Below are 25,641 nucleotides of genomic sequence, written 5' to 3'. Positions count from 1 at the left end.
GGTATGCTTGAGATTTTTCTAGTGCAAATGGAAGTCGCGCCGAACGACAAGGCGAAAAACTTCGCCAAGGTCGAGGCGCTCACGCAAGGGATCCGCATGGAGGCCGACTCTTTGGAAGGCAAAGCCAATGCGGGACTCATCGTGTTGCCCGAGATGTTCGCCACAGGCTACCTTCCGCTGCACCCGGAAAGCGCCGCCGAGGATTTTTCAAGCGAAAGCGCAGGCGAGACTGCGCAGTTTTTGTACAAACTAGCAGTCCGCACGGGATGTGCGGTCATGGGTGCAGGGATTTCTGTCAAGAATGCTTGCGATATTAGGACGGCGCCGCTCACGAATCACGCGAGCGTATATATGCCGTGCAACGCCGACGAATATGCGTATTACGACAAGCGCAAGCCATTCTTTATGGAACAGGGAAAGTTCTGCGCAGGCGACAATATTAATTTATTCAAAATCAACGAATGGACCATCGCGCCGACAATATGCTTCGACCTGCGTTTCCCGGAACTCTACCGCGATGCCGTAAAGGCGGGAGCGATCCTCTTCACGGTGCAAGCCGCCTGGCCCGAAGCAAGAATCAATCACTGGAACACTTTGCTCAAGGCTCGCGCCATCGAAAACCAGGCGTATGTCGCCGCAGTGAACTGCGTTTCGCCAGATGGAAAGTACACAGGAAATTCACAAATTATCAACCCGCAAGGTGAAGTTATCGCGCAGGCGGAATCGGGTAAAGAATGTGTAATTTCGGCGTCGCTCGACATGGAATCCCTGCTAAAATACCGCAAGGTTTTTCCAGTGCTCAAAGAGATTTAGACGACACCGAAACAAATCAGCGTGACAAAAATCACGAAAGTTTGAATACGGCTAAATTCCGCAAAAAACAGCATTTTTTTTGTAACTCATTATCGCACAATTAATTACAAAAACGCTACAAAAAAGTGTAATGTGAGCAAACTTACACTCGCAAAAAACCTGCTCAAAACACTCTTCTTTTTTTGAAAAAATAAACTATTTTCTGACTAGAAAATAAGTTCCACAATCTATTTCGAGGTTCCTATGACTTCTCCCGATATGAACAAGCTGAATTACGCTAGGGCCCTCATCCGTGCAGGACTCGCGCGGGATTTGATTCTCAAAATCACATCCATTTCTGGCTACCAGTATTCCCAGATCCAGCGTGAAGTTCTCGCCGCATAACGCCTGCGCCGAATGCAACTCGTTCTGACTATTCCTGCGCAGCCCGCCACCCAGATGAAAGAGAGGCAGGCTGCGCTTCTTGCATGTTATAAGGACGGCTCGCTCCTGCTAGACGCCCGCGATTTCGAGAAGCCCGCACGCTTCTACCTTGCCCCTGCCGACGTTTTCCCGTGGGACGAATTCGTCGGGAAACTGCTTTGCGCATGGCAACTGTGCGATTACAGCGATGTGCCCCCGCAGTTCAAGCCGCTCAAGCGGATTCCGCAGTACGTTATTGACGGGTTGCCCGCAGAAACGACTGCAAACAAACTAAAAGTTCTCGCGACTCTCCGCTCGCAGGGGTACTTTAGCGCACTGACCGCACGGAAATAGGCTGGCGGGCATATAAATCGCAAAAAAAATGCATTTATACGCCCCTGTTGGCTGAAGAAAAAAGCGCGGGGCATATAAAAGGAACAAACACGCGCCTTTTATACGCCCCTTTTTGCGATTTTACATAAAAACTAATTCGTTTTTAACACAGGATGCGATTTTGGGGCATATAAAAACAAGGATTATCCCCTTCTTATATGCCCCCGAATGCAAAAACAATCCAGATGAAGCCTCTTTGCTCTTAAATAGCAACTGAAGGGGCGTATAAAACAAAAGATTCAAACGCATTTATATGCCCCGCGGTAAAATTCGGAGCATCTTTCAGGCAAGTTCTCACGCTTATTGCTATAATTTTGCACATGTTTAGCATGCAAGACATCGCAAGCAAGCGCTGGTTCATGGGCAAGGGCCGCAAGATCGAATCCATCGAGACCGTGGACCGCGTCGCCATCGGGGAAACGATTCTCTCCATCGTCCGCGTGAACTTTGCCGCAAGCGAAAACTGCGAGCCCGACCTCTACGCCATCATTGAAGACGAGACCCGCACTGCCGACTTTTTTTACGACGTGTTTTCTTGCGAGAAGGCAAGATACAGAGGAACGTCCGGCGAGTTTATGTTCATGCAGACAGAGAATTTCCCCGTAGATGTTTCCCTGCACGAGCTTTTCGATATAGCCCCGCTCGATGCCGAGCAGAGCAATTCCGCATTCGCTTCCGAACACTTTTTTTTCAAGCTGTACCGCAGGCTTTTACCGGGAATACATCCCGAGGTCGAAATCATGGAGCAACTCGACCGCAAACGCTCCGGTGTGAGCCCGCAGCTCTACGGCACATGCTACTACGCAGATGCCACGGGAAAACACTACACCCTTGGGATTCTCGAGGAACGTGCAACCGGCATGCAGGATGCGTGGGCGTATTTCAACAGCGTGATGGACGCGCCGTGCGCCGAGGCTCTCGGGACAGCGACCGCGAAGATGCACCACGCCCTCAGGGGACTCCCGGGCACGCCCGCGCAAAATCCCGAAATTCCATTTGACAAGCTGGAACATCTTTTGAACCGTATGGTCGTAGGCGCAACAGATGCGGCGGGCGCGACAGATGCGGCAGACACAGAAATTTCCGCAGGCAATGAAATGCGCGAACTCGCCGAAAAGGTGAAAGCGACTTTGCCGAAACTCAAGCGCATGGCGAAAGATGCGTTCGGAGCGCCAACCGGCAGCGAGTTGTTCACACCGCAGCGCATCCACGGGGATTACCACCTGGGGCAGGTGCTGGTATCCGCCGCAACGACCGCGCAGTCTTTAGCCAAGCAGGCATCAAGCGCGCCGGCCTTCAAAATTCTCGATTTTGAAGGCGAACCTACCCGCAGTCTCGAATACCGCAGGGCACTGCGCTCCCCACTTGTCGATGTCGCAGGCATGTTGCGCAGTTTCCAGTATGCGGGAGCAACATCCGGGTTCGACTGCACCGCATGCGAAAAGGCCTTCCTCGAAGGCTACGCGCAAGCCGCGCACGTAGATGCAGGCAATGCGCAAATCGACCTTGACACCCTCGAGCGCGCAGCCACCCCGTATATTCTAGCGAAGGCCGTTTACGAGGCCTGCTACGAACTCGAGTTCAGGCCCGGATGGTTCCACATCCCGGCCCGCGCACTCCTGAAACTCGTCGACTAGCCCGCCTGCCCCCGCAAATTTCTATATTTGCTTTCGCTATGACAGTCGAAGAAATGGAAAAGCGCCTCCGCGACGAGGCCTCGGAACTAGCCGCCAACGAACCGCTCTCGAAGCTCATGCTCGAAGAGCAGGTGTTGAACCGCAAGAACTTTGCCGATATGCTATCCGTAACGCTCGCCTGTCAACTCGCGGGCGAAGTCATCGACCGTGCGGAACTCGAGAAGATGTTCAACGCGCTGTACATCAAGTACCCCGAACTGCTCGTTTCCGCCTGCAAGGACTTGAACGCGACCGTACTCCGCGACCCCGCCTGCACCAGCTACCTCGAACCGCTCCTGCTGTTCAAGGGGTTCCAGGGCCTGCAGGCCTACCGCGTGGCACACGCCCTCTGGACAGAGAACCGCCCGTTCCCCGCCAAGATGCTCCAGAATATCGTGAGCCGCAAGTTCGGCATGGACATCCACCCGGCCGCAAAAATTGGGCATGGCCTGCTGATTGACCATGCTACAAACATCGTCATCGGCGAAACAGCAATTGTCGGGAACAACGTGAGTTTCTTGCACGGTGTGACGCTTGGCGGGACCGGCAACGAGACCGGCGACCGTCACCCGAAAATCGGGAACGGCGTGATGCTCGGTGCACACGCCCAGCTGCTCGGCAACATCCACATCGGCGACTGCGCGAAGATTGGCGCGGGCGCGGTGGTGCTCTGCGACGTTCCCCCGCACACGACATACGCAGGCGTCCCCGCCGTCGAAGTCGGCCACCCGACCGACGACATGCCCAGCTTCAACATGCAACAAGACTTCACGCGCGACTGCGACTAAACTAGACGAAAGTACGCTGCGTCGCAATGCGGCTCGCTACAGACGAAAGACGAAAGGAGGCGCAGGACATGAAAAAAACGGACAAGATCAAGTTCATCGGCGAAAAGCTGGACGAACTCTTCCCGAACCCGCCGATTCCGCTGGACTACTCAAACGCCTACACGATGCTTGTCGCCGTCGTATTGAGCGCGCAATGCACCGACATCCGCGTGAACCAGGTAACGAAGGTGTTGTTCAAAAAAGCGAAAACGCCCGCCGCCATGGTCAAGCTCGGCATCGACGCGATTGCAGAAATCATCAAGCCGTGCGGATTCTTCAACACGAAAAGCAAAAACATTTACAACCTGTCGAAAACGCTCGTCGAGAAATACGGCGGCGAAGTCCCCCGCACCTTCGAAGAACTTGAATCACTCCCCGGCGTAGGCCACAAGACAGCAAGCGTCGTGATGAGCCACATCTTCAAGATTCCCGCCTTCCCCGTCGATACGCACATCCACCGCCTAGCCAAGCGCTGGGGACTATCGGACGGCAGTAGCGTGGAACAGACCGAGGCCGACCTCAAGAAGATTTTCCCGAAGGAAGAATGGGAAAAGCGCCACCTGCAGATTATCTACTTTGGGCGCACGTACTGCAAGGCAATGGGTCACAAGCCCGAAAACTGCCCTATCTGCAAAGTAGTAGGCTGTAAGTAATCCTATTAAAAGAAATAAAGATGCCCGGTTAGGCCGGGCATGACAAGTCCTAGTATCTGCAAACTGCTAGCGTTCGCACTTGAGCAGTTCCTCGAAGTAGACAATCGTCTTCTCGAGACCCTGGCGCAGCGGGATTGTCGGTTCCCAACCGAGGGCAGACTTCGCAAGATCAATATTCGGACGACGCATCTTCGGGTCGTCACCCGGGAGAGGCTTGTACACAATCTTGCTCTTGGAGCCGGTAAGGTCAAGCACTTCCTTCGCAAGTTCAAGCATTGTAAATTCGCCAGGGTTCCCGATGTTCACGGGTCCAATAATCTTGTCCTGGTTCATCATGCGCACAAAACCTTCGATGAGGTCATCCACATAGCAGAAACTGCGGGTCTGGCTGCCGTCGCCGTAAATCGTGAGATCTTCGCCCTTGAGCGCCTGCACAATAAAGTTTGACACCACGCGACCATCGTTCATAAGCATGCGCGGGCCGTACGTATTGAAAATACGCACGATGCGGATGTCCACGTTATTTTGTCTGTGGTAATCCATAAAGAGCGTTTCAGCAACGCGCTTGCCTTCGTCGTAGCAGCTGCGGATACCGATGGGGTTCACGTTGCCCCAGTAGTCTTCGGTCTGCGGGTGTACCGCCGGGTCGCCGTAGACTTCGCTGGTAGAGGCCTGCAGAATACGCGCCTTCACGCGCTTCGCCATGCCAAGCATATTGATTGCACCCATCACGCTCGTCTTGATGGTCTTCACCGGGTTGAACTGGTAATGAATGGGGCTCGCGGGGCACGCGAGATTAAAGATGCGGTCCACTTCCAGCAAAATCGGTTCCGTCACGTCGTGGCGAATGAGCTCGAAGTTCCGGTTATCGCGCAGGTGAGCGACGTTCACCATACGGCCCGTAAAGTAGTTGTCAAGGCAAATCACCTCATGACCGTCGTTCAGCAGACGTTCACACAAGTGACTACCCAGGAATCCTGCACCACCGGTAACTAAGCAACGCATAGGGACCTCTCTTTAATTACTCGTCGGAGTCTCGCTCCAGTTCTGCGGCAGAATTGCCATGCAACGCCACCAGGCGCACACCGTTCAGGGTCAGGTACGGGTCGTAGGTATCAATCACCTTGCTGTGCCCCATCACCATGCGGCCCCAGCCACCCGTCGCAAACACAGGAACCTTCTTCTTGCCCATTTCGTCCTTGATCTTTGCCACCAAGGTTTCAAGTTCCGCCATAAAACCATACAGAAGACCCGCGCGGATGGCATCGTCGGTATTGTTTGCAATAACGTGTTCCGGCCACTCGATGCTTACCGGCAACAGGCGCGCCGCCTTCTCGGTCAAAACGTCGAGGCTCGCGCTAATGCCCGGAATAATTATACCGCCAGCGAAGCCGCCGTCCTTCATCACGTCAAATGTCGTTGCCGTGCCCATATCCACCACGATGGCATCCTTGTAGCCACGGTCACGGAGTGCGATAATGTTGCACAAGCGGTCGGCACCGAGCGACGCCGGGTTCGGGTAGGCAATCGGGCAACCGAGGCAGTTCTTGGAACTTACCACCTGCACCGGGCGCTTGAGGAGCGTCTGCAAGGCCTTGATCCAGGGGCGCTCATGCGCGGGCACCACCGTCGACAGGCCCACGTGCGTAATTTCTGCCGGCTTGATTTTCGAAAAGCGCACAAGTCCGCCAATGCGGTTCATCACTTCGTCGCTCGTCGTTTCCTTGCGGGTAGTAAGCCTCCAGTGGTCCACCACCTTGTCGCCCTTGAAAATACCCAAAACCGTGTGGGAGTTGCCCACATCCACGACGAAGCTAAAAGTTTCGCGATTCGACTTCCGTGCAGGTTTATCCAAACTCTTTTTCATGTGCAAATCAAAAAACTAAATGCGCATCGAGATATCGAGCGCCTTCACGCTATGCGTGAGCGCACCGACAGAGATGTAATCGAGGCCGAGTGTCGCGATTTCCTTCGCGCGTTCGAGCGTCATATTGCCCGAGCCTTCCACCAGGCACTTGTCACCGCTTTCCTTGATAATCTTGAGGGCCTCGGCCATCATCTCGTTGCTCATGTTGTCGAGCATGATGACGTCTACCCCCTTATTCAGGAGTGCGCGCAGCTGATCGAAGTTTTCGACTTCCATTTCGACCATCAGGCCCTGCGTGTTGTTCTTCTTCACGACTTCAAGCGCCTGGAGCACGCCACCTGCAGCAGCGATGTGGTTGTCCTTCACCAGCACCATGTCAAAGAGGCCCATGCGGTGGTTGGAACCGCCACCGACGCGCACGGCGTACTTCTGCAGCGTGCGGAAACCGGGAACCGTCTTGCGGGTATCGAGCACCTTGGTTTTCCCGCCCTTCAGGGCTTCCTGGAAGGTATGCGCGACAGTCGCCACGCCGGAAAGCTGCTGGATAAAGTTCAGGAGCGTACGCTCGCCCGTCAAGAGTTCGTGCGTCGTGCCGTCCATTTCGGCAATCAGGTCGCCTTTCTTCACCACGTCGCCATCTTTCTTGTGGAGCGTTACCTTCACGTTTGCCTTGAGTTCCTGGAACACGAGTTCAATCACCGGGAGGCCCGCAAGCACGCCATCTTCTTTTGCAATCAGGCGGGCATGCTGCTTCTGGTCGGCAGGGATGGTCCATTCGCTGGTCACATCGCCCGTGCGCACGTCTTCGGCAAGCGCGAGGCGAATCATCGTAAGAGCATCTTCGGTAGGAAATTTGGGAGTCGAGTTATCGCCGTACATAGTTAATTAGGAATTAGGAATTCGGAGTTAAGGTTAATTAAAAGATCGGTCAAGGTTAATTTAGAATTCGAAGTTCAAAATGAAAAAGTATAAATTAATTCCTAATTCATAAATCCGAATTCCGAATTTTACTGCGCTCCTTTACCGGTCAACACAACGTAGACCGTCCGCACGAGAATCTGGAAATCCAAGAGCAGGCTCATGTTCTCGTAGTAATACATGTCGTACTGTAGTTTAATCTGCACGTCCTCGATGCTCGTATCGTAATGGTGACGCACCTGCGCCCAGCCCGTAAGGCCCGGCTTCATCTTGAGGCGGCTGATGTAGAACGGAATCTGTTCGCGAAGCTTGCTGATAAACACGGCACGTTCAGGGCGCGGGCCCACCATGCTCATGTCGCCCTTCAATACACAAAGAATCTGCGGGAGCTCGTCAATACGGGTCTTGCGCAGGAACTTGCCCACCTTCGTAATGCGCGGGTCATCCTTCGTTGCCCACTGGGCGCCGAACTTTTCGGCATCGGTACGCATGGTGCGGAACTTGTAGACCGTAAAGGGCTTGCCATACAGGCCGATGCGTTCCTGCGAATAAAAAACCGGTCCGTGGTCTTCCAACTTGATGGCTATAGCCGCGAGCAAACAAACCGGCAGGGAGCAAAAACCCAGAAACGCGCCAAACAGCACGTCGATAATGCGCTTCACCCGCACCTGCCAGGGCGGCATGGTAAACGCGAAAAGTTCCTGCAGTTCAAACCCATAGACGAGGTTACCCTTGAACTGCCCGTTCACCACCGGGTAGAGCTCCGGCACAATATAGATATGCAGGGGAAGTTCACAAATCCACACCAGCACGCGCATAATTTCTTGCGGGGAAGAACTTTCGTGCGCAATCACGATACCCGTAACCTTGTACTTCTTTACGAGGGCGGCAAGGTCGGAATACTTGCCCAAGACCGGGAAGCCTGCAAAGTCGTGCGATATGACCTGGTAGCGTTCATCCACAAAGCCCACCACCCGCTGGCCACGCGCCGGAGTGTTCTTGAGGTCCTCGGCCACCTTGCGGCCCGCCTCGGTCGCGCCGAGCACCAGGATGTTGTTCGCGCCATAACCCAAGCGGAGCAAGCCACGCAAGCAGAAGTAAATGAACATGCGGAAACCGGCCACAAGCACCATCGCAAGCCCGCCGTAGATAAATATCCACGGGAATCGGGAGCCATACAGGTAGCCTTCGTTCAGAGGCTGGTTCGTGAAAACCTTCCCCAGGAACTCCGTACCGAAAAGCCCGATGATGATAAGCACCACACCGATGACTACGGCACGAAGTACACGCAGAATCTGGTGAGTTCTCGAAAGGAGCAACCATGAACGGTACAGGCCCGCGCAGGTAAACAGCACGAGCCAACCGATATTGAGGGCAAGCCCCATGGTCCAGTACTGGTCGAATGTCTTAGTCGGGTCGAACTTGTCGACAATCCAACCACTATGGAACTGCACCCAGAACGCGCCGAGAAAGCAAATCGACACAGCGACAAAATCCGAAAGGACTAGGAGGATGCGCTCCAATGTAGTTGCACGGAACATACGCCAATAAACTACAAAATTCAGGTTTCAGAAACCACGCCTTAGGCGAGGAAGCGGATAACCTGGCTCTTTTCGACGATTTCGGGCAGGGCGTCGATGGCGTCCACCGCCTTCGAGGCCTTGCAGTCCTGCGTCTTTTCGGTGATGACCACGATAGAGACCTTGCCCGGGTCCTTCACGTTCTTCTGGATAATCGTCTCGATGGAGATGTTATTTTCGGCCAAGACGCTCGTAATCTTCGCGAGCACGCCGCAGGCGTCACGGGAAGTGAAGCGCAGGTAGTAGCGGGCGCTAGTCTCGGAGATAGGCACGAGAGTCGCAGAATTGTCGACGTTGAACCAGCCCATCGGGAGCGCCTTGCGGCTACCCGTATCCACAGAGCGGGCCAGGGAAACGAGGTCGGCCACGACGGCGGATGCGGTCGGGAGGCGGCCAGCACCGGCGCCAGTCTGGACCGTTTCGCCCAGGTTGTCGCACTTGAGGTAAACCGCGTTGATGACGCCGTTCACGTTCGAAAGCAGGTTCTCGTTAGAGACAAAGCACGGATGCACGCGGGCATCCACGCGGTCACCGTCGCGGTGGTAGATGCCGAGGAGCTTCACGCAGCAGCCAAGTTCCTTGGCGAACGCGATATCCTGGGCGGTAATCTTCGAAATGCCGGTCACGTGAATCTTTTCGAAGTCCACGCGCTTGCCGCTGCAGAGGCTAGCGAGCAAGGCAGTCTTGTGGGCGGAGTCGATACCTTCAATATCAAAGGTCGGGTCGGCTTCGGCAAAACCGAGCTTCTGGGCGTCCTTCAGAACCACGTCAAAGTCCAGGCCTTCGTCAGCCATGCGGCTCAGGATGTAGTTGCAGGTACCATTGATGATGCAGCTCAGGTGTTCCACCGTAGAGCCGAGCAGGCCTTCCTGCAGGCTGCGGATAATGGGAATGCCACCGCCCACGGCTGCTTCGAACAGCACGTGCAGGCCCTTTTCGGCAGCGAGCGGGAAAATCTCGTGGCCGTACTTCGCGAGGAGGGCCTTGTTGGCCGTCACCACGTGCTTGCCCGAATTGAGGGCAGCGAGAATCCACTTGCGCGGCATGTTGTAGCCACCGGCAAGTTCCACAAGCACGTCAATACCGTCACCGGCAATCATCTCGTCGGCGTTGGTAGACACCTTGTAGCCCTTCGCCTTGTACGGGGCAACTTCTTCCTCGGACTTCGCGCAGATGCAGGCGAGTTCGAGTTCGACACCGAGTTTTTCCTTGTACTCGGCAATCTTCTGTTCCAGAATCTGAATGACACCGCCACCGACGGTTCCAGTACCAATTAAGCCAATACGCAGCATATTGCGTCTCCATTTTTTGATTTTTTCGGAGACACAATATAGAATTTTACGCTAGTAGCCTACAGCCACCTTGCGGATTCCATACCCTATCCGGAGCACAAAATAACTATATTTTTTTACATGGAACAGGAAATATCCAATCCGGCGATAAGCGACATTCTTAACGAGCAAAGGCTCAAGAACATTGTCTATCCGGCACGTCTCTTCAGGACGCGCCTCAACGAGGAATTCCTGAGGGCGAACCGCACCCGCAGGCCCTTCCTGTTCATCAAGGTTTACTCGCACCAGTACGACTTCTTTGGCTGGGGCCGCCCCTCGCGCATCGTGGAAAAGACCTGGCGCATCAGCGTGCTCACCATGTTCTCGCACCTCCGCTTCATCGACGTGCTCGGGTACCTGACCGACGAGAGCGGTATCGGGATTATCCTCCTGAATTCCGACATGAACACGCTGGAATCCATCCGCAAGGAAATCCTCCACAAGCTGAACGACGCGGGCCTTATCCAGGCTCTCCGCCACAAGCCCAAGAGCCCCATATTCCAGGCATACATCTACACCGGGCTCCAGGAAAAAGACAACCTGGAAATGGACGAAGCCCTCAAGAAGTTCAACAGCACCAACGGAAGCTTCTTCTCGCTCGAGCGCCTGAACCTCGACCATATCTGGCAGCACCCGCACAAGATTAAGTACCGGCACGCCATCAAGCGCCTTGTCGATGTCACCTGCTCGAGTCTAGCCCTGGTAGTCCTTTCCCCCATTCTCCTGTTCTGTGCCGCAGCAGTCAAGATTAGCGACCACAAGGGGCCGGTCATTTTCAAGCAGACCCGCGTGGGGCGTAACGGCAAACTGTTTACCATGTACAAGTTCCGAAGCATGTACGTGGATGCAGAAGAGCGCAAAAAGGAACTGATGGCCCAGAACGAGACTGGCGGCAAGACGTTCAAGATGAAGAACGACCCGCGCATTTACCCGTTCGGACACGTGCTGCGCAAGTTCAGCCTCGACGAACTCCCGCAGCTCATCAACATTATCAAGGGCGACATGTCTATCGTGGGTCCGCGCCCGCCGATTCCTTCCGAGGTGGCGGAATACGAACCCTGGCACCGCATGCGCCTGTCCGTGACCCCTGGACTCACCTGTATCTGGCAGGTAAGCGGTCGAAGCAACATCTCGTTCGAAGGGCAGATGCGACTCGACAACGACTACATCCGTCGCGACGGCAAGCTCGGAGACGATTTCAAGCTTATCCTCAAGACATTCAAGGTCGTGTTCAAGGGCGAAGGAGCTTACTAGTTATTAGTTGTTAGTCATTAGTTGTTAGTTGGTAATTAGGCGACTCAGCCGCGACAAAAAAGCCAATGACCATAGACCAATGACTATTGACTATAAAAAAAGGATGTGTGTATGTTTAAGAAATCCCTGACGGCGGCCTCGGTCGCCCTTGCTGCGGCATCGCTTGCGACAGCCGCAAATATCACGGTAGATCCCGCCAGCACGGCACAAAAGATTGTCGGATTTGGTGCGGGCGCTGCCTACTACCAAAGCTGGATTACCGCCATGAGTTCTTCGATGCAGAAGGACTTCTACGACACGGCATTTAACGGACTCAACCTCTCGCTGCTCCGCATCGGCAACTGGAAGCAAGAAGACTCCAAGAGCATTGCAGACGATGCCGCCATCGTGAAGGCCGGCAAGGAGCGCCTCGGCAACCGCCTCAAGATCGAGATGTCCAGCTGGTCCGCTCCGGGCAACCTCAAACCGAGCGGCAGCGTGAACGGAAGCGATAACGGGCAGAAGCATTCCAAAAGCGAAAACACGCTCAAGACTTCGAGCAGCGACCCGTACGGCAAGTTCGTCTACAGCGAATTCGCCGGCTGGTGGAAAAAGAGCCTGCAGGCATACGCCGCCGCGGGCATCACTCCGGACTACATCAGCCTGCAGAATGAACCCGACATGGAAGCCGAATACGAGGAAACTCTGTTCGACCCCACCGAAGGCGAAATAGCCGGTTACAAGCAGGCACTCCAGGCCGTACGCGATTCCATCAGCACGCTAGCGAACCCGCCGAAGATTATCGGCCCCGAACCGCTCGGCATCGGCTACAGCAACTTCGAAAAGTACGCGAAGGCGCTCGACGACAAGAACCTCGACGGTTACGCCTACCACCTGTACCATGCGGGTGACGGCAACGACAACTCCGGAACCAACTACCTGAACCCGGAGAACTTCCGCAAGGCGATGACCGCTATCGGCAAGAACTATGGCAGCGACAACAAGCCCATCATCATGACGGAATTCTGCACCATGGAAAACGCCGTGCGCGAGCAGGACATGCTCGGCCTCGCCCATATTATGCAGGTCGGCTTTACGAGCGGCAAGCTGAACGCCTACATCGCCTGGGAACTCTTCTGGGGTGAACAGAACGGCCAACTCATCGGCGTTTGCCCGGGCGAAGGCTGGAGCAGCTGCACCGAGGCAAAGCTCTACATCAACCCCGAATACCACGCCATGCGCCACTACTCGAAATTCGTGAACCCGGGCTGGCGCGTCGTGAGCAGCACCGCCGACGGTAGCGACATCTATGCAGTCGCCTTCCGTAGCGCCGACTGCGATTCCATCTCCGTCATCGCCATCAACAAGGGTTCCGCACAGAACCTGAACTTCTCCGTGAACGGTTACAACCCGGTTTACGCCGTGCAGTCTACCGAAAGCGGCGAAAAGAGCAAGACCGTCACCGCAGGCGCCATCATCGACGCCCCGGCAAAGTCCATCACCACGGTCGTATTCACCACGAGCAACACGGCAGCGCTCCAGTGCGAAGACTCCCCCATCGACGACCCGTACATTGACCCCAACCAGAACTTCGGTGATTCTCTCGTGATTGTGGACTACGCGAACGAAACTTCCGCAGCGGGCTGGAAGAGCGACGAGACCCTCGGCAAGGTCACCTTCGAGACGACCGCGCTCGACGGAATTTCCAAGTACGTGAAGGTTCCGCTCGCAGGCTGCGCGCAGGATGACTGCGGCTACCAGCACGCCCTCTTCACCATTCCCGATGCACCAGCAGTGAAGGAACCGCTTACCAAGTGCACGGACCTCGTGTTCACCATGCGTAGCATCGACGCCGAAGACGCCTCCGTGAACATCGGCGGCGCGGGCGGCAGCACCTGGAGCAACTACCAGTACGGCAACTCTGCCCCCGCGGGCTCCTGGGCCGAAGTATCCGTCCCGCTCGCAAACGAAATTGACTCGACCGGAGCCCCCTTCGGCTCCACGCAGCTCTCGTTCAACAGCGACAACGCCGGCATCTACATTGCAAAGATTGTGGCTACCGGATGTGGAGGCAGTTCCGCCATCAAGGGTATGCGCACGAACTTCGCCGCAAGCGACCTGAACAAGGAAGCGAAGGTGTTCGACCTGAACGGCAACCTCCTCTGGAGCGGGATCAAGGGTCAGGCCCTGAACGCGGACGGAACTCTCCGCCTCGACCTCAAGAAGGGCATGTATATCGTGAAGACGAATGCATCGACCGTGAAGACCGTTAAATAAATTGATAATGGATGATTGATGATGTGTAATGAATAATTACACATCACACATCTCTCACTACACACACAAAAAAAACGGCCTTGCGGCCGTTTTTTTTCGTTACGCAAGTAACGTATTACCCTTCTTCGAGGGCTTCCTTGAATTCGTCGACGATGGCGATATATTCGTCAATCTTGTCTTCCTTGGAATCCAAGTACGAAAGGATCTGGTCCAGGTGTTCCTTCTGGAACACGGCCTTCAGCTGGCGGCTCGCATGACCCTTGTAGCCCCATTCCTTCAGAATTTCGTCGGTCACGAGGAAGGAATCGTCCATCGAGACGAAATGCATCGGGCCGTAGACTGCCCAGTTGTGTTCCATCTGCATGCATTCCGGTTCCTGAAGTTCCGGGTTAGACATGAAGCGCTGGATATGGCGGGTACGCACGTCCTTGATCTTGTCGATGCGCATGTAACCCATAATGAGGTACTTGTTGCGCTTTTCGGAATCGCTAAGGCCTTCGTAGCGGGTGCCGAAAAGGATGTAGCGGCTCTTGGCACGCACAATGGCGTTGATGTTCTTCACATTGTAGCAGCTCATGAGGCCATAAGTGCTGGTTTCGTAGTTCGGCTCGTAAAGAAAACCCTTTTCATTTTCGTTGAGCTGGTCGCGCACCGGCATTTCGGACTGACGGCTGGTTTCCACGTAAAGCAGGCTTCCGGCGGCATTGCCACGGTAGTCCTGCCAACCTTCGAGATTGATCTGTGTCTTCGGCATGTTACTACTCACTATGATAAAAAAAACACAAGCGGACCTAAATAGGTTCGTTAGTTACATTTGCAATGTACATTTTTATAAGTTACAGGACTACTGATTCTGCCGAAATTCTGTCAATTCCGAACAAAAACGCCCCTTTTTCGAAAAATTCGGCAGTATCCGAGGTCAAATACGTCGTTTTTCCGCCCTTCGTGAGCCTGGATTCCATCTCCGGGTGGCGCCTGAGGTAGTCAAGCGTCTTGCCCGCGACGATATCGCCCTGGAAAACGAGCCGAACCTGCGGTGGCAGTGCGGCACGAATTTCTCGTTCCAAAAGCGGGTAGTGCGTGCAGGCCAAAAGCACCGTATCGATTTCAGGGTCCTGTGCCAGCAGGGCGTCGACATCCTTCTTCACGAAAAAGGCCGCCCCCTCGGTACCTGCCTCCCCGCATTCCACCAGCGGCACCCACATGGGGCAGGCATGCTGTGTCACCTTCATGTCCGGGAAGAAGTGGCTTATTTCTATCCCGTAACTGTTCGAGGAAACCGTACCCGCGGTAGCAAAAATCCCGATGTGGCCCGTCTTGCTGAACTTGCCAATCTCTTCGGTCGTGGGCCTGATAATGCCCAGCACCCGCCTGTCCGGGAACTCGAACGGCAGCACCTGCTGCTGGATGCTCCGAAGCGCCCGCGCCGACGCCGTATTGCAGGCAAGTATCACCAGCGGGCAACCGCGGGCAAACAGCGTGCGGACCGATTCCAGCGTATAGCGGTAAATCGTCTCGAAACTGCGCGACCCGTAAGGCGCCCGCGCGTTATCGCCCAGGTAAAGAAAGTCATAATCCGGCAAGGCCTTCTTCAGGTCGCGGAGTATGGTAAGCCCGCCAAATCCCGAATCGAAAACGCCTATCATACCGCCGCTTCCATCCGTTCACGAACAATGCGCATCAAGTCCTTGCGGGCATCAAGTTTCGCGTTTTCGGCAAGCATCGCCTTCACGTCGAGCGGTTCGAGTACCTTCACCGAAACCTTCTTGCGCTTTGCATCCTTACGGTGTTCCCACGCAAATCCGGAGCCCTTGATAAACACAGGCAAAATCGTCGCTTCCGCCTCGAGCGCCAGCCTGAAGCCGCCGCTCTTGAACGGCACCATGTTTTCGTCCTTGCCACGCGTTCCTTCGGGGAATATAAAGAGCCTCGGAGCGCGACCGTGAGCCATCGCCTCGCGGATAAGTGCGGCACCGCCACCCTTCTCGCGGTTCACGAACACACAGCCGATTTCCTTCATCCAGAAGTTGAGGAAGGGAATCATGTGCAGTTCCGTCTTCGCGATAAACCCGATGGTGCGTTCAATTGCGAGGAAGATAATCGGGATATCCGCATACGAATTGTGGTTCCCCATCACAAAGACAGGGCGGGTCCAGTCCACCTTCGAAAGGATTGCCTGGTCCTCGATGGAAAGGTCAATGCGGAGCACCTTCATGCAGAACCTGCCGAAGCTCTGGATTTTCTTGTCTATCCAGAGGCCAATCTGACCCCGATGGGCAATGCGCACGAACGGCAGAGCCAGAATGTGGATAAACATGTACGAAAGCACCACAACGACAACGTATATTTTGAACAAAATAACAGGCATTTTCAATTCCGGAATAAGGGTGTCTTTTCGGGGCAGGAACCGGGACTTTCTGTAGTTACGGAGTCTGCCCTTCCAAAACCGCTGTTTGCAATATAACAAAATCAGGTATGCTTCGGCACGGGTAACGCCCACATAATAGAGCCTGCGTTCTTCGTCCAACTGCTTTTTGCGCTGTTTTGCACTGCCAGTACATTCCCCCGGAGTAAGCCCTTCGGCAATGCCCGCGTAGAACACCACGGCGTACTGCAAACCCTTGGATGCATGAACTGTCTCTATATGGATACCGTCTTCCACCTCCTCCCCATCGCTGGTTTCGTTCCCCGCCACCGGGAGTTCCGCATCGCGCAGAACTTCCTCGTAATAGGCACGCTGGCGGTTATAACGCACGAGAATCGCGAAGTTTTTCCAAGCGAGATCGTACGCTTCACGCAGTTCCTTGATTTTGCAGATAATCTTCATCATTTCCTCGATGGGGTTTTCCGACACCCACACCTCGGGTTCACGGTTTTCCCTGAACAGCGGGTTTCCGCCCGAGCCGTTCGGGTTGCCCGCGCGCAAGACCTTCCGCAGCCGGAGAGGCTTGTTCTCGAATATCGCGTTAGCGAGGTGCAATATGTTCGAGGTCGAGCGGTAGTTCCACTCCAGGCGAATCAAGGTACTCTCCTTGAAGTCGTCGCAGAAGCGATTGATGTTCCCGATGTCTGCACCGCGGAACCCGTATATCGCCTGGTCGTCGTCGCCCACCACGAACAGGCTTTTCCTGTCACCCAGGAGCGCCTTCACCATGCGGTACTGCGAGGGGTTTATGTCCTGGTATTCGTCGACAAGGATTTCTGTCCACTGCCTGTGGAAATATGCACGGGCCTCTTCATGATTTTCAAGCAGGCGAATCGCAAGGTAAATGAGGTCCTCGAATACGACCTGCCCGGTTTCGAGTACGGAGGCGCGCAGTTTGTCGAGCCTAGAACTGAGCGACGACGGGAACGCATCGTCAAAGAGGCGTTCGCGGTCGAGTTCCTTCGCCGGGATTTTCTGCCGCACCAGGTTTTCCACAAAGTCTTCCGCGGGGCTATCCTGCGGTACGGGAGGTTTCTTAAGCCCCACCATCTCGTAGGCGAACTTGCCCCCGATGTTTTGCTTGAGCATGTAGAGAGCAAGCGAATGGAACGTACACAGCCGTACAGGCGCCCCCGGGAAAAGTTTCTGCACGCGTTCCCGCATTTCAGACGCCGCCTTTGCGGTAAACGTGAGCGCGAGGATGTTTTCCGGATTCACGCCCATCGCAATGCGGTACTGGATTCGCTTGGTAAGCACGGAAGTCTTACCCGACCCCGCTCCCGCAAGTATCAAAAGTTGTGCATTTTTTTCGTGGTCGTGCAATACGGCCGCGCGCTGGTCTGCATTCAGGCCACGCAAGATGCCTTCGGCATCCATAATTACCTCGATGGATTGGGTGCTATTTCCCCTGCACCCTACCTAAATCAAATCAGGATTGTTTGTCCTGACAGCCTGCACTATTCGCGTTTCCTCCCAACAGGAACACGAACGCGCCAAATAAACTCAAGACCAGGCTCACGAAATATGCGAGCAACTGGATGACAACCGATTCAAGACTCGCCACCCCGGCACGGGCAAACAGGGACTGCGCCAGGAGTTCACGCGGGCCGAACCCGCCAATCGATATCGGGAGAGCGCTCACGATGGCAACCAGCGGAATGTAGTAGAAATACCACGAAACCGAAAGTTCCACGCCCACGGCGATACCGCAAAAGAAATGCACCAGAATGCGAAGCGACTGCGTCGCAAAAGACAACGCCGAAATCTGCGCCCAAAGTTTTACCGAACGGAAATGCCGGAACCTCTCGAACATGCGCACCAGCCTCTCACCCACGCTCTTGGGCAAAAAGCGCGACATGAGGTTGGTCGCAATGTGCCCGAGCCGCTTGCTGCAAAGGCCCGCAAACATGGCGCAAAACCCGAGGAAAATCCAGATGGACGGCCACACGAAGGCTCGTTGCGCATCGTCGTGCACAAAGAACAGCGCCCCCATCGCAAGCGCGAACAACGTCACAAAGAACAATCCGAACAACCTATCAAAGAATGTCGCCGTAAGGCCCGCGCCTACCGTATCTTGCCCACCCTGCATGCGGATATCGTAAACCTTCTTCACGTCGCCGCCAACGTTCCCCGGCATAAAATTGTTGAAGAACAAGCCCACGTAGTAGAGCTTGAGCAGGCGGGCATAGCCCAGGTGAACGCCCTGACGTTCGAGCAAAAGTTTCCACTGCAGGCACGCCGTGAAGTTCGAAACCGCAAGGCACACCAGCGCCACCACGAACGGCAGAACGCTCTTGGCCGAGAACAACCGGTACAAGTCACCGCTGTCCCAATCCGGCGAACCGACGATGTTCCGGTACACAAAGTACGCAGGGACAAGCGTCACCGTGAGCTTGAGCGCAAAAACGAGCGCCGACTTTATTTTGGGGTTGAGCGCCATAAATTAGGGTTTGCGGCCAATGACTCCAATAGAGAGCTGCGTGTAGTGCATCACCGGAACAGACTTCAGCGCATCAAGGATAGCATCCTTCGCCTTCTGGTACGCGGTGCCGTTGAGCGGGTACTTCGGGAGTTCTACCCCGAGCTTGAACCCGAGTTCGCGAAGCATGCGGTAGAACAGGTTCGGGCGCATCCAGTCGCCGTAGGCATATTCGCACTTGAACCCGGCATCGACCATGAGCTTTTTCAACTGTCCCATGGTAAACTGCTTTTCCCAGCCGGCAAACCACTTGTCCACCGCAATCAGGATATGCTTGATGACCGTGTAGGGGTGCACCGTCTGCGGCACATCGCAAAGGCAGCACCCGCCATGTTTCAATATACGGTAATTTTCCTTGATGAGCAGGAGCGAATCCTTGAAGTGTTCGGCCAGCCCTTGATGGAAAACCAAATCAAACGTGTTGTCCGGGAAGGGCGCCTTGAACGCATCGCCACGGACGAGTTTCAAGTTATCGTAAAGGTTTTCACGCGCACGGAGCGCATCGACAATCTTGAGGCTGTTTTCGGCAAAGTCGAGAACGTAGACATCCGCCCCCAGCTTCGCAAGTTCCGCACTGTCTCGACCCGTACCCGCACCCACCTCCAGGATTTTTAGCCCCTGGAGCTTAAAGTTCTTCTTAATAGCATTCAGCACCGACGGAGACGAGGGATACACCTTGTCCATGTCGTTTTTACGCTGCCAAAAACGGTTCCATACGGATTGATCGGGTTCTTTAATTGACATAACGGGCAAAATATACGAAAATAGAACAGAAGGAGAGTATTGTATGAGATAGATTCTGCTCTATTTACCGCCATCCCTATTTACAAAATTCGTGACATTTGTTACATTTTATAACTAAATTCTAGAAAACAGAACAAGAAATAGTCAAAAACAGGTCCCTAAACCGTCTTTTTTCGCGTCAAATAAACATTTTTTTGAAAACCCACGAAAATTTTACACTTTTGGCACGTTACTTGCTAATAAAAAAAGCGATATTTAAGGGGCAAGGAAATAAAATGCATATAGATTCCACCGATACCACACTCAAGCGTTACCTTGAAGATATTAGAAGGACCGCTCCCCTTTCCCGTGAAGAAGAGCAGATTCTTTTCCAGAAAGCAAAAGAAGGTGACAAGATAGCCCGCAAAAAACTTATCTCCGCGAACATGCGTTTCGTGCTGAAGGTCGCCATCCAGTACCGCGGCTGCCCCATTCCGCTCCCGGACCTAGTGAGCGAAGGCGCCATGGGCCTCGTGCGCGCCATCGAGTCGTTCGAACACACCCGCGGTCTCAAGTTCATCAGTTACGGCGTGTGGTGGATCAAGGCTTACATTACCCGCGCCATCAACGAGCAGGGTAACCTCATCCGCCTGCCGGCAAACCAGCACCTCCGCGTGCGCAAGGCTTTGCACGAGCAGTCCCGCGGTAAAGAGATTAACGAAGAAATTCGCGAACTCATCCAGATTGGCCAGCGCGGCGTTTCCTTCGATAGCCCGCTGAAGGCAGACTCCAAGGCGACGTACGCCGAAGTTCTGCCCGATACCGGAGCATCGAACCCGGAAGCGGATTCCGAAATCCAGAGCGTCGAAATGCTCGCCCGCGACTTGATGGAACAGTTGCCCGAACGCGAAGCGAAGGTCATCACCGGCATCTTCGGTATCAACCAGGAAGCCCCGCAGACCTTGCGCGAAGTGGGCGAATCCATGAACATCTCGCACGAGCGCGTCCGCCAGCTGCGTGACCAGGCTCTCCGCCGCATCCGCAAGTACAACAGCAAGGAATTCCTCCAAGAAAAGAAGGACGCGTTTTTGGCTGCCATTAATAAATAGTTATTGGTTATTGGTCATTGGTCATTAGTCATTAGTTATTGGTTATTAGGATTTCTGGTATAAAACGTTTATAGCCCGCAGCGATGCGGGCTATTTTTTTGAGTTTAGCGGACTTCGCAGTAGTGCGCAAACGAGGGTCGCGACGGTCTGCTTGCAGGCCGGCATGACCGAGTGCAGCCACGGACGCCTATACGAAACTTGCCACTTTAGTGGCTTAGTTGAGTTATCCTCTTTGGGGAGTAGGCGTCCACTCCGAGCTGGGGCCCCTCCCAGCAGCAGTTTATACAAGCATTTCAAAACTTGTCTCACGGGCTTTTCTTTTTTTCATTTTACGAAAAAAAAGAAAGAGCCCCGTGAGGGGCCCTTTCCTAAGAAGGAGAAAATATTGAGCGGTTTCCGGAACCTTAATCCCATCAGGAGGGGAGCTATGATGGAAAGAGATAGGATTTACCTTTCAACCATCCCAACGTTTACAAATATAACTAAAGTTCAGTGCGATTTCAAAACTTTTTTGTAAAATTATTCTTCGCGGAACACAATCTTGCACTTCGGGAGGAACCTGAACCCACCACGGCGGTGACGTTCAATTTCGAAGTACTTCTTGACACCCTCGCTGTTGCCATCCTTCTCGTCGGTGCCGTTGATATGCGCAATCACGCGGTTCAGGCGGCTTTCGAAGTTCGGGCGGAGCGGGTCCATGCAAATCGACGGATCACGCTTGAATTCGCGGTTTTCATATTCTTCGCGGCCGGTCGCGGTGTATTCGCGGAGCAAGTTGCGCAGGATCCTCGCGGGCACATTGCGCATCAGGTGCTTGCGGTTCACCGAAATGGAGTCGTCGCTCTTGTAGTAAACCACTTCCACGGAATCGTTCATGGCTCCAAGCAGCTGTTCCTGTGCCTTCTGCACCGGCTTCCAGGCATCAAATTCCTGCTTCACCACAGTGCTCATCAACTTGAGGAACGGTTCCGAGGTAATCACGTTCGCCTTGAACCGCACATCGAGGATGTTGCTCGGCGTACCATAGTAGCAGCCCTTACGGAGCAGTACGGAATTCGTCTTTTCGTCACGCAGGTCTTCAAGGGCGAGCACACAGCCCACATCGCGTTCAGGCGTATTTTCCCACTCAAATCCAAGCTTGTCGAGGCACTCACCGAAGGTGGCGGTCCGACCCACAAGTTTGTTTCCAATGTAGACGTTGCCATCCTTCATTTCTGCTTCGACGCGGCCTTCAAGGGCCTCGATAAACGAAGTCTGGGTAGCCTCGTATTCCATGTATTCATATGCAGGGGTGTTCAGGAGGAGCGGGCCTACACGGAACATGCCGAGAATCCAGCGCATGGGGTTCGAGACTAGCGCACCCGGAGTTTCAAACCGGAAGGCGAGGAACATATTCCTCATGTCGTTTTCGGTCGAATCCTTGAGAATAGAGGCGTGCGTGAGGAACGGGTAACGCTTCGGAATAGTTTCCAGGCAAAGCGCACGGACGTCCTTGGTCTGGTAGAACTGCGACACGAACGGCAGGTAGGTGCGCAACACGCTACGGGCCGGAACAGCCTCAAAATCAGCACAGCGCTTTACAATCCGCTCAATAAACTCATCCGGGTTTTCGCCACGCTCATACAGCCACGAAACGATATTATCGGCAATAAAGCGGTGCGAATTTTCATCGATAAGGGAACCTTCAAAAAACAGGTCGTTCACCAACTTGGCATCGAACCTCGGGTCACGTCGCATAAGCGTGAGCAAATCCTTCACAGAATATGAAGTCAACAGTTCAATGTGAATCAGTTGCATGAAGAAATTCGAAATCACTATTCTAACCTCGCTTTTTGTTAGACCCCCTAACCGGAATCCAATGACAATTTAACAAAAAAACAAGCACTAAATAATGGTTTTGGCTATATTTGTGCCATGAAACCCGCTGAAATACACCTTTTACCGGATGAAATAATCAATAAAATCGCTGCGGGCGAAGTTATTGAGCGTCCGGCGTCGGCTGTAAAGGAACTTATAGAGAACTCCATCGACGCAGGGGCCACCCGTATACAGGTGCAAATCGAAGAAGGCGGCAAAAAGAAGATTCTCGTTGTAGATAACGGCAAAGGCATGGGCAAGAAAGACCTTGACCTGTGCTACCTGAGGCACACGACTTCCAAACTGTATACGGCGGACGACCTGTTCCACCTGCAAACAAATGGATTCCGCGGGGAAGCCGTCGCATCGATTGCCGCCATCTCGAAAATGACCATTTCGACCTCTACCGAAGACGGCGACGGAGGAAGGCTTATACTCAAGGGCGGGCAAGTCGAAAGCGAAGAACCCTACGCCGCAGGCCATGGCACCACATTCCTTATCGAAGACCTGTTTTTCAATACGCCTGTGCGCCGGACCTTCCTCGGGAGCGAAACCTCCGAGGGAACAAAGATTCTCGATGTAATCATAAAAACATCCATCTCACACCCCGAGATACGCTTTGATTACAAGGTGGGCGAAAAGAGCGTGTTCATAGGCGTCCCCGGAGAACTGCGTTCGAGACTTGCCGAGGCAATAGGCTCCGGGATTGCAAAGAGCCTATTGCCGGTCGACTATACCGAGGCGGGCATCCATGTTACGGGATATATCTCCCCCACGACCGAAACCAAGGGGAAACGCCACCACCAGTTTTTGTTCATGCGAAACCGCCCGATTGAAAACAAAATGATAGGGAAAGCGGTCTCGCAGGCTTACGAGCCCTACGGGGCGCAGTGCAAGCCGGTAACGGTCTTGTTCCTCGACATGCCCGATACCGAATTCGACGTGAACGTCCACCCGGCAAAGCGCGAAGTGCGATTCGCGAACCAGAACCTCGTATTCCTGGTGGTGAACCACGCCATTCGCGATACGTTCCAGAAGGACTTGGAGGCAAATTCCCCGTTTATTGACCTGAGCGGAGAATTCAACACCCCAAGTACAAACAACGTAAGCGCAACCACGCCTCCCAGTTCGGCGGGCGATACACAAAATTTGCCGGACAATTCGTTCGCGCAACCCCTCTACAAGCCAGTCGCTCCGAATTACAAGCAAGGCATACAGGAGACCCGCAAGGCAACCCGCTACGATGTTTCGGATGACGTGCAGGACCTGTTCTCGCAACCCGAGGCGGGGAAAATCATTTCATTGGAACCAAGTGAAGGGAACGTCCCCGTTCCAGAGCCGGAACCGCAACCGTGGAAGGCTCCTACCCTGTTCCAGATTGCGGACACCTACATTGCGGGCGAAGACGCGGAAGGCCTGCTGATTATAGACCAGCATGCGGCGCACTCGCGCATCTTGTACGAGAAGGCGCTCAATATTCTACAAAAGGGCGCAGACCTTGATTGCCAGGAACTGCTTTTCCCCGAACTGATTGAATTCAGCAAGATCGAAAAGCAAATCTTTGCCAGCGTCGACGAGCAATTGCGCAAGTTGGGATTCTTCGTAGAGCCCTTCGGCGGTGACACCTTCCAGATTCGAGCTATTCCGAGCGCACTCAAGTTATCTAGAGCCGTAAAGGCGGTTCACGAATTCCTGGATAGTTGCGCCGAAAGCGGCGACAAGGGCGACGCTTCGGTGGTACAGGATACTCTTGCAAAGGCCTGGTCCAAGACGAACGCGTACCAGGCGGGCGACAAGCTAAAGCCCGAAGAAATGGCGATGCTTGTGGGGCAGTTGATGGCGACCGAAAATCCGCTGAAGTCGCCTTACGGCGCTCCTACGCTAATGCGTATCACGCTCGACGAACTCGCAAAGAAATTCCGTCATTAACGATTCGGCGCTCGTTGAAGCGGCGAAGGTCTTTACCAGGTCTGCTACCGTCGAGCGTGGCGGATTTTCGAGTGCCTTCCGGAGAGCTTCCGCAACACGTTCGGCATTATCTTTTTTGCGGGATGCACCCCGCGTGAAAAAAAATTCCGGATATGCGGAATGCCCGAGCAACACGTTCGGTAGGGCAAAATAATCCGTTTTCACGAAATGTTTCCCGATGAAATACGTGAGCGGGTCAAGCACATCGGCAACTACGAGCGGTACGCCCGAAAGTGCAAGTTCCAGCGTGGCAGAACCCGGCATGCAGAGCGCAGCTGCATGGCGGGCGTAGAAGGTAGCGCGTTCGCGGGCTTCTTGCGGGGCAACATCAATGCGCAACCAGGCAGGGACACTCCCTGCAGGGGACAATTTTGCCGCCGCACATTCAAACTGCGTTTTGAGCGATTCGCGGGATGCGACAAGCACGAAGTTCCTTTCGGGGTGAAGCGCGTGTACCCGCGATACGACCTCCATAAAGAAGGGCAAGTTGCGGAGAGCCTGCGACTCGCGGCTACCGGGCAATACGACTACGTCTTGGTTCGGGCGGGTTTCGCGCGCGTCAGAGTCATTCGGGCGGGTTTCGCGCACTTTCGGGCTGATTGCACTCGCGCCCACCGCCCGCAAGAAGGGGTGCTCCAGAATCTCGGCACCCAGCCCGAGGGATTCATAAACACGCCGTTCAAAATTAAAGAGCACCGCCAGTTTCGCGCCCCTCAAGCGGCGGGCGCGGTGCTTTTTCCAGGCCCAGACCTGCGGGGGCGCCACATACAAGACCGGCTTTTTTAAAGCGAGCGCCTTGCGGCACAACTTCATGTTGAACCCGGGATAATCAATGCAAACCAGCGCTACGCAGGAATCTTCCCACAGGAGCGATTCCAAATGCGAGAATATTTTCTTCAGGCGAAAGACCCGCGGGAGCACGTCACCGAAACCCGATACGGGCAAGGTTTCGTAGTCCCCTACCGGCACAAGGCCCGCACGCTGCATGCGCGGGCCACCTACTCCAAGAACGTTCATTCCGCTTTCTACTGCGGGGCGGACAAGGGTTTCGCCTAGCACGTCGCCGGAATCTTCACCCGCGCAAAAGAGAACGAACGGTCTGGCCTGCAT

22 protein-coding genes are annotated in these 25,641 nt (G+C 54.4%); 10 read left to right on the top strand and 12 right to left on the bottom strand.

What is annotated here, in order from left to right:
* Positions 1–3 precede the first annotated feature (3 nt).
* The 6 genes from BUB22_RS01645 to nth all read left to right on the top strand — a co-directional run bounded on the left by BUB22_RS01645 (position 4) and on the right by nth (position 4,764).
* Positions 4–813, top strand: coding sequence for a nitrilase-related carbon-nitrogen hydrolase (locus tag BUB22_RS01645; RefSeq protein ID WP_073113650.1), 810 nt, complete (start codon positions 4–6; stop codon positions 811–813).
* 243 nt (positions 814–1,056) lie between these two features.
* Positions 1,057–1,197 (top strand): hypothetical protein, encoded by a 141-nt coding sequence (locus BUB22_RS16550; protein ID WP_175547209.1) that lies wholly within the window; start codon positions 1,057–1,059, stop codon positions 1,195–1,197.
* A 12-nt stretch (positions 1,198–1,209) separates the two neighbouring features.
* Entirely contained in the window at positions 1,210–1,569 is a 360-nt protein-coding gene (locus tag BUB22_RS01640; protein WP_073113649.1) for a hypothetical protein, read from the top strand.
* 359 nt (positions 1,570–1,928) lie between these two features.
* Complete coding sequence (locus BUB22_RS01635) at positions 1,929–3,245, top strand: phosphotransferase (protein WP_073113648.1); 1,317 nt, start codon at positions 1,929–1,931, stop codon at positions 3,243–3,245.
* A gap of 38 nt (positions 3,246–3,283) precedes the next feature.
* Positions 3,284–4,072, top strand: coding sequence for a serine O-acetyltransferase (cysE, locus tag BUB22_RS01630; protein WP_072809692.1), 789 nt, complete (start codon positions 3,284–3,286; stop codon positions 4,070–4,072).
* Positions 4,073–4,140: 68 nt separating this feature from the next.
* Positions 4,141–4,764 carry an endonuclease III gene (nth, locus tag BUB22_RS01625; protein ID WP_073113797.1) on the top strand — a complete coding sequence of 208 codons (624 nt, stop codon included), beginning with the start codon at positions 4,141–4,143 and terminating at the stop codon, positions 4,762–4,764.
* Between the two features lie 66 nt (positions 4,765–4,830).
* Here nth and BUB22_RS01620 read toward each other — a convergent pair whose 3' ends face one another.
* The 5 genes from BUB22_RS01620 to BUB22_RS01600 all read right to left on the bottom strand — a co-directional run bounded on the left by BUB22_RS01620 (position 4,831) and on the right by BUB22_RS01600 (position 10,421).
* Entirely contained in the window at positions 4,831–5,769 is a 939-nt protein-coding gene (locus BUB22_RS01620; RefSeq protein WP_073113647.1) for a UDP-glucuronic acid decarboxylase family protein, read from the bottom strand.
* A 16-nt stretch (positions 5,770–5,785) separates the two neighbouring features.
* On the bottom strand, positions 5,786–6,631 hold the full coding sequence (locus BUB22_RS01615; RefSeq protein WP_073113796.1) for a type III pantothenate kinase: 846 nt from the start codon (positions 6,629–6,631) through the stop codon (positions 5,786–5,788).
* A gap of 15 nt (positions 6,632–6,646) precedes the next feature.
* Positions 6,647–7,510: a carboxylating nicotinate-nucleotide diphosphorylase gene (gene nadC, locus BUB22_RS01610; RefSeq protein ID WP_072809683.1), complete on the bottom strand. Its 864-nt coding sequence runs from the start codon at positions 7,508–7,510 to the stop codon at positions 6,647–6,649.
* A gap of 128 nt (positions 7,511–7,638) precedes the next feature.
* Entirely contained in the window at positions 7,639–9,090 is a 1,452-nt protein-coding gene (locus BUB22_RS01605; protein ID WP_072809680.1) for a sugar transferase, read from the bottom strand.
* 41 nt (positions 9,091–9,131) lie between these two features.
* The gene (locus tag BUB22_RS01600; protein ID WP_073113646.1) at positions 9,132–10,421 is read right to left on the bottom strand and encodes a homoserine dehydrogenase; all 1,290 of its coding nucleotides are present in this window, start codon (positions 10,419–10,421) and stop codon (positions 9,132–9,134) included.
* A gap of 120 nt (positions 10,422–10,541) precedes the next feature.
* Between BUB22_RS01600 and BUB22_RS01595 the strand changes: the two genes are divergently transcribed.
* Positions 10,542–11,714: a sugar transferase gene (locus BUB22_RS01595; protein ID WP_073113645.1), complete on the top strand. Its 1,173-nt coding sequence runs from the start codon at positions 10,542–10,544 to the stop codon at positions 11,712–11,714.
* 111 nt (positions 11,715–11,825) lie between these two features.
* Positions 11,826–13,970, top strand: a complete 2,145-nt coding sequence (locus tag BUB22_RS01590; RefSeq protein ID WP_073113644.1) for a glycosyl hydrolase — start codon at positions 11,826–11,828, stop codon at positions 13,968–13,970.
* A gap of 115 nt (positions 13,971–14,085) precedes the next feature.
* Here BUB22_RS01590 and BUB22_RS01585 read toward each other — a convergent pair whose 3' ends face one another.
* From BUB22_RS01585 to BUB22_RS01565, 5 genes are all read right to left on the bottom strand, one after another.
* Positions 14,086–14,724 (bottom strand): hypothetical protein, encoded by a 639-nt coding sequence (locus BUB22_RS01585; RefSeq protein WP_073113795.1) that lies wholly within the window; start codon positions 14,722–14,724, stop codon positions 14,086–14,088.
* An 82-nt stretch (positions 14,725–14,806) separates the two neighbouring features.
* Positions 14,807–15,616 carry a glutamate racemase gene (gene murI / locus BUB22_RS01580; RefSeq protein WP_072813613.1) on the bottom strand — a complete coding sequence of 270 codons (810 nt, stop codon included), beginning with the start codon at positions 15,614–15,616 and terminating at the stop codon, positions 14,807–14,809.
* Complete coding sequence (locus BUB22_RS01575; protein ID WP_073113643.1) at positions 15,613–17,772, bottom strand: UvrD-helicase domain-containing protein; 2,160 nt, start codon at positions 17,770–17,772, stop codon at positions 15,613–15,615. Before BUB22_RS01575 ends, murI begins: the two co-directional genes overlap by 4 nt.
* A gap of 52 nt (positions 17,773–17,824) precedes the next feature.
* Positions 17,825–18,835 carry a lysylphosphatidylglycerol synthase transmembrane domain-containing protein gene (locus BUB22_RS01570; RefSeq protein ID WP_073113642.1) on the bottom strand — a complete coding sequence of 337 codons (1,011 nt, stop codon included), beginning with the start codon at positions 18,833–18,835 and terminating at the stop codon, positions 17,825–17,827.
* Between the two features lie 3 nt (positions 18,836–18,838).
* Positions 18,839–19,618, bottom strand: a complete 780-nt coding sequence (locus BUB22_RS01565) for a class I SAM-dependent methyltransferase (RefSeq protein WP_073113794.1) — start codon at positions 19,616–19,618, stop codon at positions 18,839–18,841.
* 275 nt (positions 19,619–19,893) lie between these two features.
* On the opposite strand from BUB22_RS01565, the gene BUB22_RS01560 reads away from it, so the two are divergent.
* Positions 19,894–20,706 (top strand): sigma-70 family RNA polymerase sigma factor, encoded by an 813-nt coding sequence (locus BUB22_RS01560; protein WP_072813607.1) that lies wholly within the window; start codon positions 19,894–19,896, stop codon positions 20,704–20,706.
* 519 nt (positions 20,707–21,225) lie between these two features.
* On the opposite strand, the gene BUB22_RS01555 is transcribed toward BUB22_RS01560, so the two are convergent.
* Positions 21,226–22,521, bottom strand: coding sequence for a hypothetical protein (locus BUB22_RS01555; protein WP_073113641.1), 1,296 nt, complete (start codon positions 22,519–22,521; stop codon positions 21,226–21,228).
* 99 nt (positions 22,522–22,620) lie between these two features.
* Between BUB22_RS01555 and mutL the strand changes: the two genes are divergently transcribed.
* Positions 22,621–24,492, top strand: a complete 1,872-nt coding sequence (gene mutL, locus BUB22_RS01550) for a DNA mismatch repair endonuclease MutL (protein WP_073113640.1) — start codon at positions 22,621–22,623, stop codon at positions 24,490–24,492.
* On the opposite strand, the gene BUB22_RS01545 is transcribed toward mutL, so the two are convergent.
* Positions 24,445–25,641 (bottom strand): lipid-A-disaccharide synthase, encoded by a 1,197-nt coding sequence (locus BUB22_RS01545; protein ID WP_073113639.1) that lies wholly within the window; start codon positions 25,639–25,641, stop codon positions 24,445–24,447. The two genes, mutL and BUB22_RS01545, sit on opposite strands and share 48 nt — an antisense overlap.

It is taken from the genome of Fibrobacter sp. UWCM (assembly GCF_900129735.1).
In the GTDB taxonomy this organism is placed as follows: domain Bacteria; phylum Fibrobacterota; class Fibrobacteria; order Fibrobacterales; family Fibrobacteraceae; genus Fibrobacter.
Note: the sequence above shows the minus strand (reverse complement) of the source record. Positions and strands in the feature narration are given on the sequence as shown.

Bases quoted from the DNA above. Each gene is read 5' to 3' on its own strand.
- BUB22_RS01645 (WP_073113650.1), top strand. From the start codon at position 4: ATGCTTGAGATTTTTCTAGTGCAAATGGAAGTCGCGCCGAACGACAAG.
- BUB22_RS16550 (WP_175547209.1), top strand. From the start codon at position 1,057: ATGACTTCTCCCGATATGAACAAGCTGAATTACGCTAGGGCCCTCATC.
- BUB22_RS01640 (WP_073113649.1), top strand. From the start codon at position 1,210: ATGCAACTCGTTCTGACTATTCCTGCGCAGCCCGCCACCCAGATGAAA.
- BUB22_RS01635 (WP_073113648.1), top strand. From the start codon at position 1,929: ATGTTTAGCATGCAAGACATCGCAAGCAAGCGCTGGTTCATGGGCAAG.
- cysE (WP_072809692.1), top strand. From the start codon at position 3,284: ATGACAGTCGAAGAAATGGAAAAGCGCCTCCGCGACGAGGCCTCGGAA.
- nth (WP_073113797.1), top strand. From the start codon at position 4,141: ATGAAAAAAACGGACAAGATCAAGTTCATCGGCGAAAAGCTGGACGAA.
- BUB22_RS01620 (WP_073113647.1), bottom strand. From the start codon at position 5,769: ATGCGTTGCTTAGTTACCGGTGGTGCAGGATTCCTGGGTAGTCACTTG.
- BUB22_RS01615 (WP_073113796.1), bottom strand. From the start codon at position 6,631: ATGAAAAAGAGTTTGGATAAACCTGCACGGAAGTCGAATCGCGAAACT.
- nadC (WP_072809683.1), bottom strand. From the start codon at position 7,510: ATGTACGGCGATAACTCGACTCCCAAATTTCCTACCGAAGATGCTCTT.
- BUB22_RS01605 (WP_072809680.1), bottom strand. From the start codon at position 9,090: ATGTTCCGTGCAACTACATTGGAGCGCATCCTCCTAGTCCTTTCGGAT.
- BUB22_RS01600 (WP_073113646.1), bottom strand. From the start codon at position 10,421: ATGCTGCGTATTGGCTTAATTGGTACTGGAACCGTCGGTGGCGGTGTC.
- BUB22_RS01595 (WP_073113645.1), top strand. From the start codon at position 10,542: ATGGAACAGGAAATATCCAATCCGGCGATAAGCGACATTCTTAACGAG.
- BUB22_RS01590 (WP_073113644.1), top strand. From the start codon at position 11,826: ATGTTTAAGAAATCCCTGACGGCGGCCTCGGTCGCCCTTGCTGCGGCA.
- BUB22_RS01585 (WP_073113795.1), bottom strand. From the start codon at position 14,724: ATGCCGAAGACACAGATCAATCTCGAAGGTTGGCAGGACTACCGTGGC.
- murI (WP_072813613.1), bottom strand. From the start codon at position 15,616: ATGATAGGCGTTTTCGATTCGGGATTTGGCGGGCTTACCATACTCCGC.
- BUB22_RS01575 (WP_073113643.1), bottom strand. From the start codon at position 17,772: ATGGATGCCGAAGGCATCTTGCGTGGCCTGAATGCAGACCAGCGCGCG.
- BUB22_RS01570 (WP_073113642.1), bottom strand. From the start codon at position 18,835: ATGGCGCTCAACCCCAAAATAAAGTCGGCGCTCGTTTTTGCGCTCAAG.
- BUB22_RS01565 (WP_073113794.1), bottom strand. From the start codon at position 19,618: ATGTCAATTAAAGAACCCGATCAATCCGTATGGAACCGTTTTTGGCAG.
- BUB22_RS01560 (WP_072813607.1), top strand. From the start codon at position 19,894: ATGCATATAGATTCCACCGATACCACACTCAAGCGTTACCTTGAAGAT.
- mutL (WP_073113640.1), top strand. From the start codon at position 22,621: ATGAAACCCGCTGAAATACACCTTTTACCGGATGAAATAATCAATAAA.
- BUB22_RS01545 (WP_073113639.1), bottom strand. From the start codon at position 25,641: ATGCAGGCCAGACCGTTCGTTCTCTTTTGCGCGGGTGAAGATTCCGGC.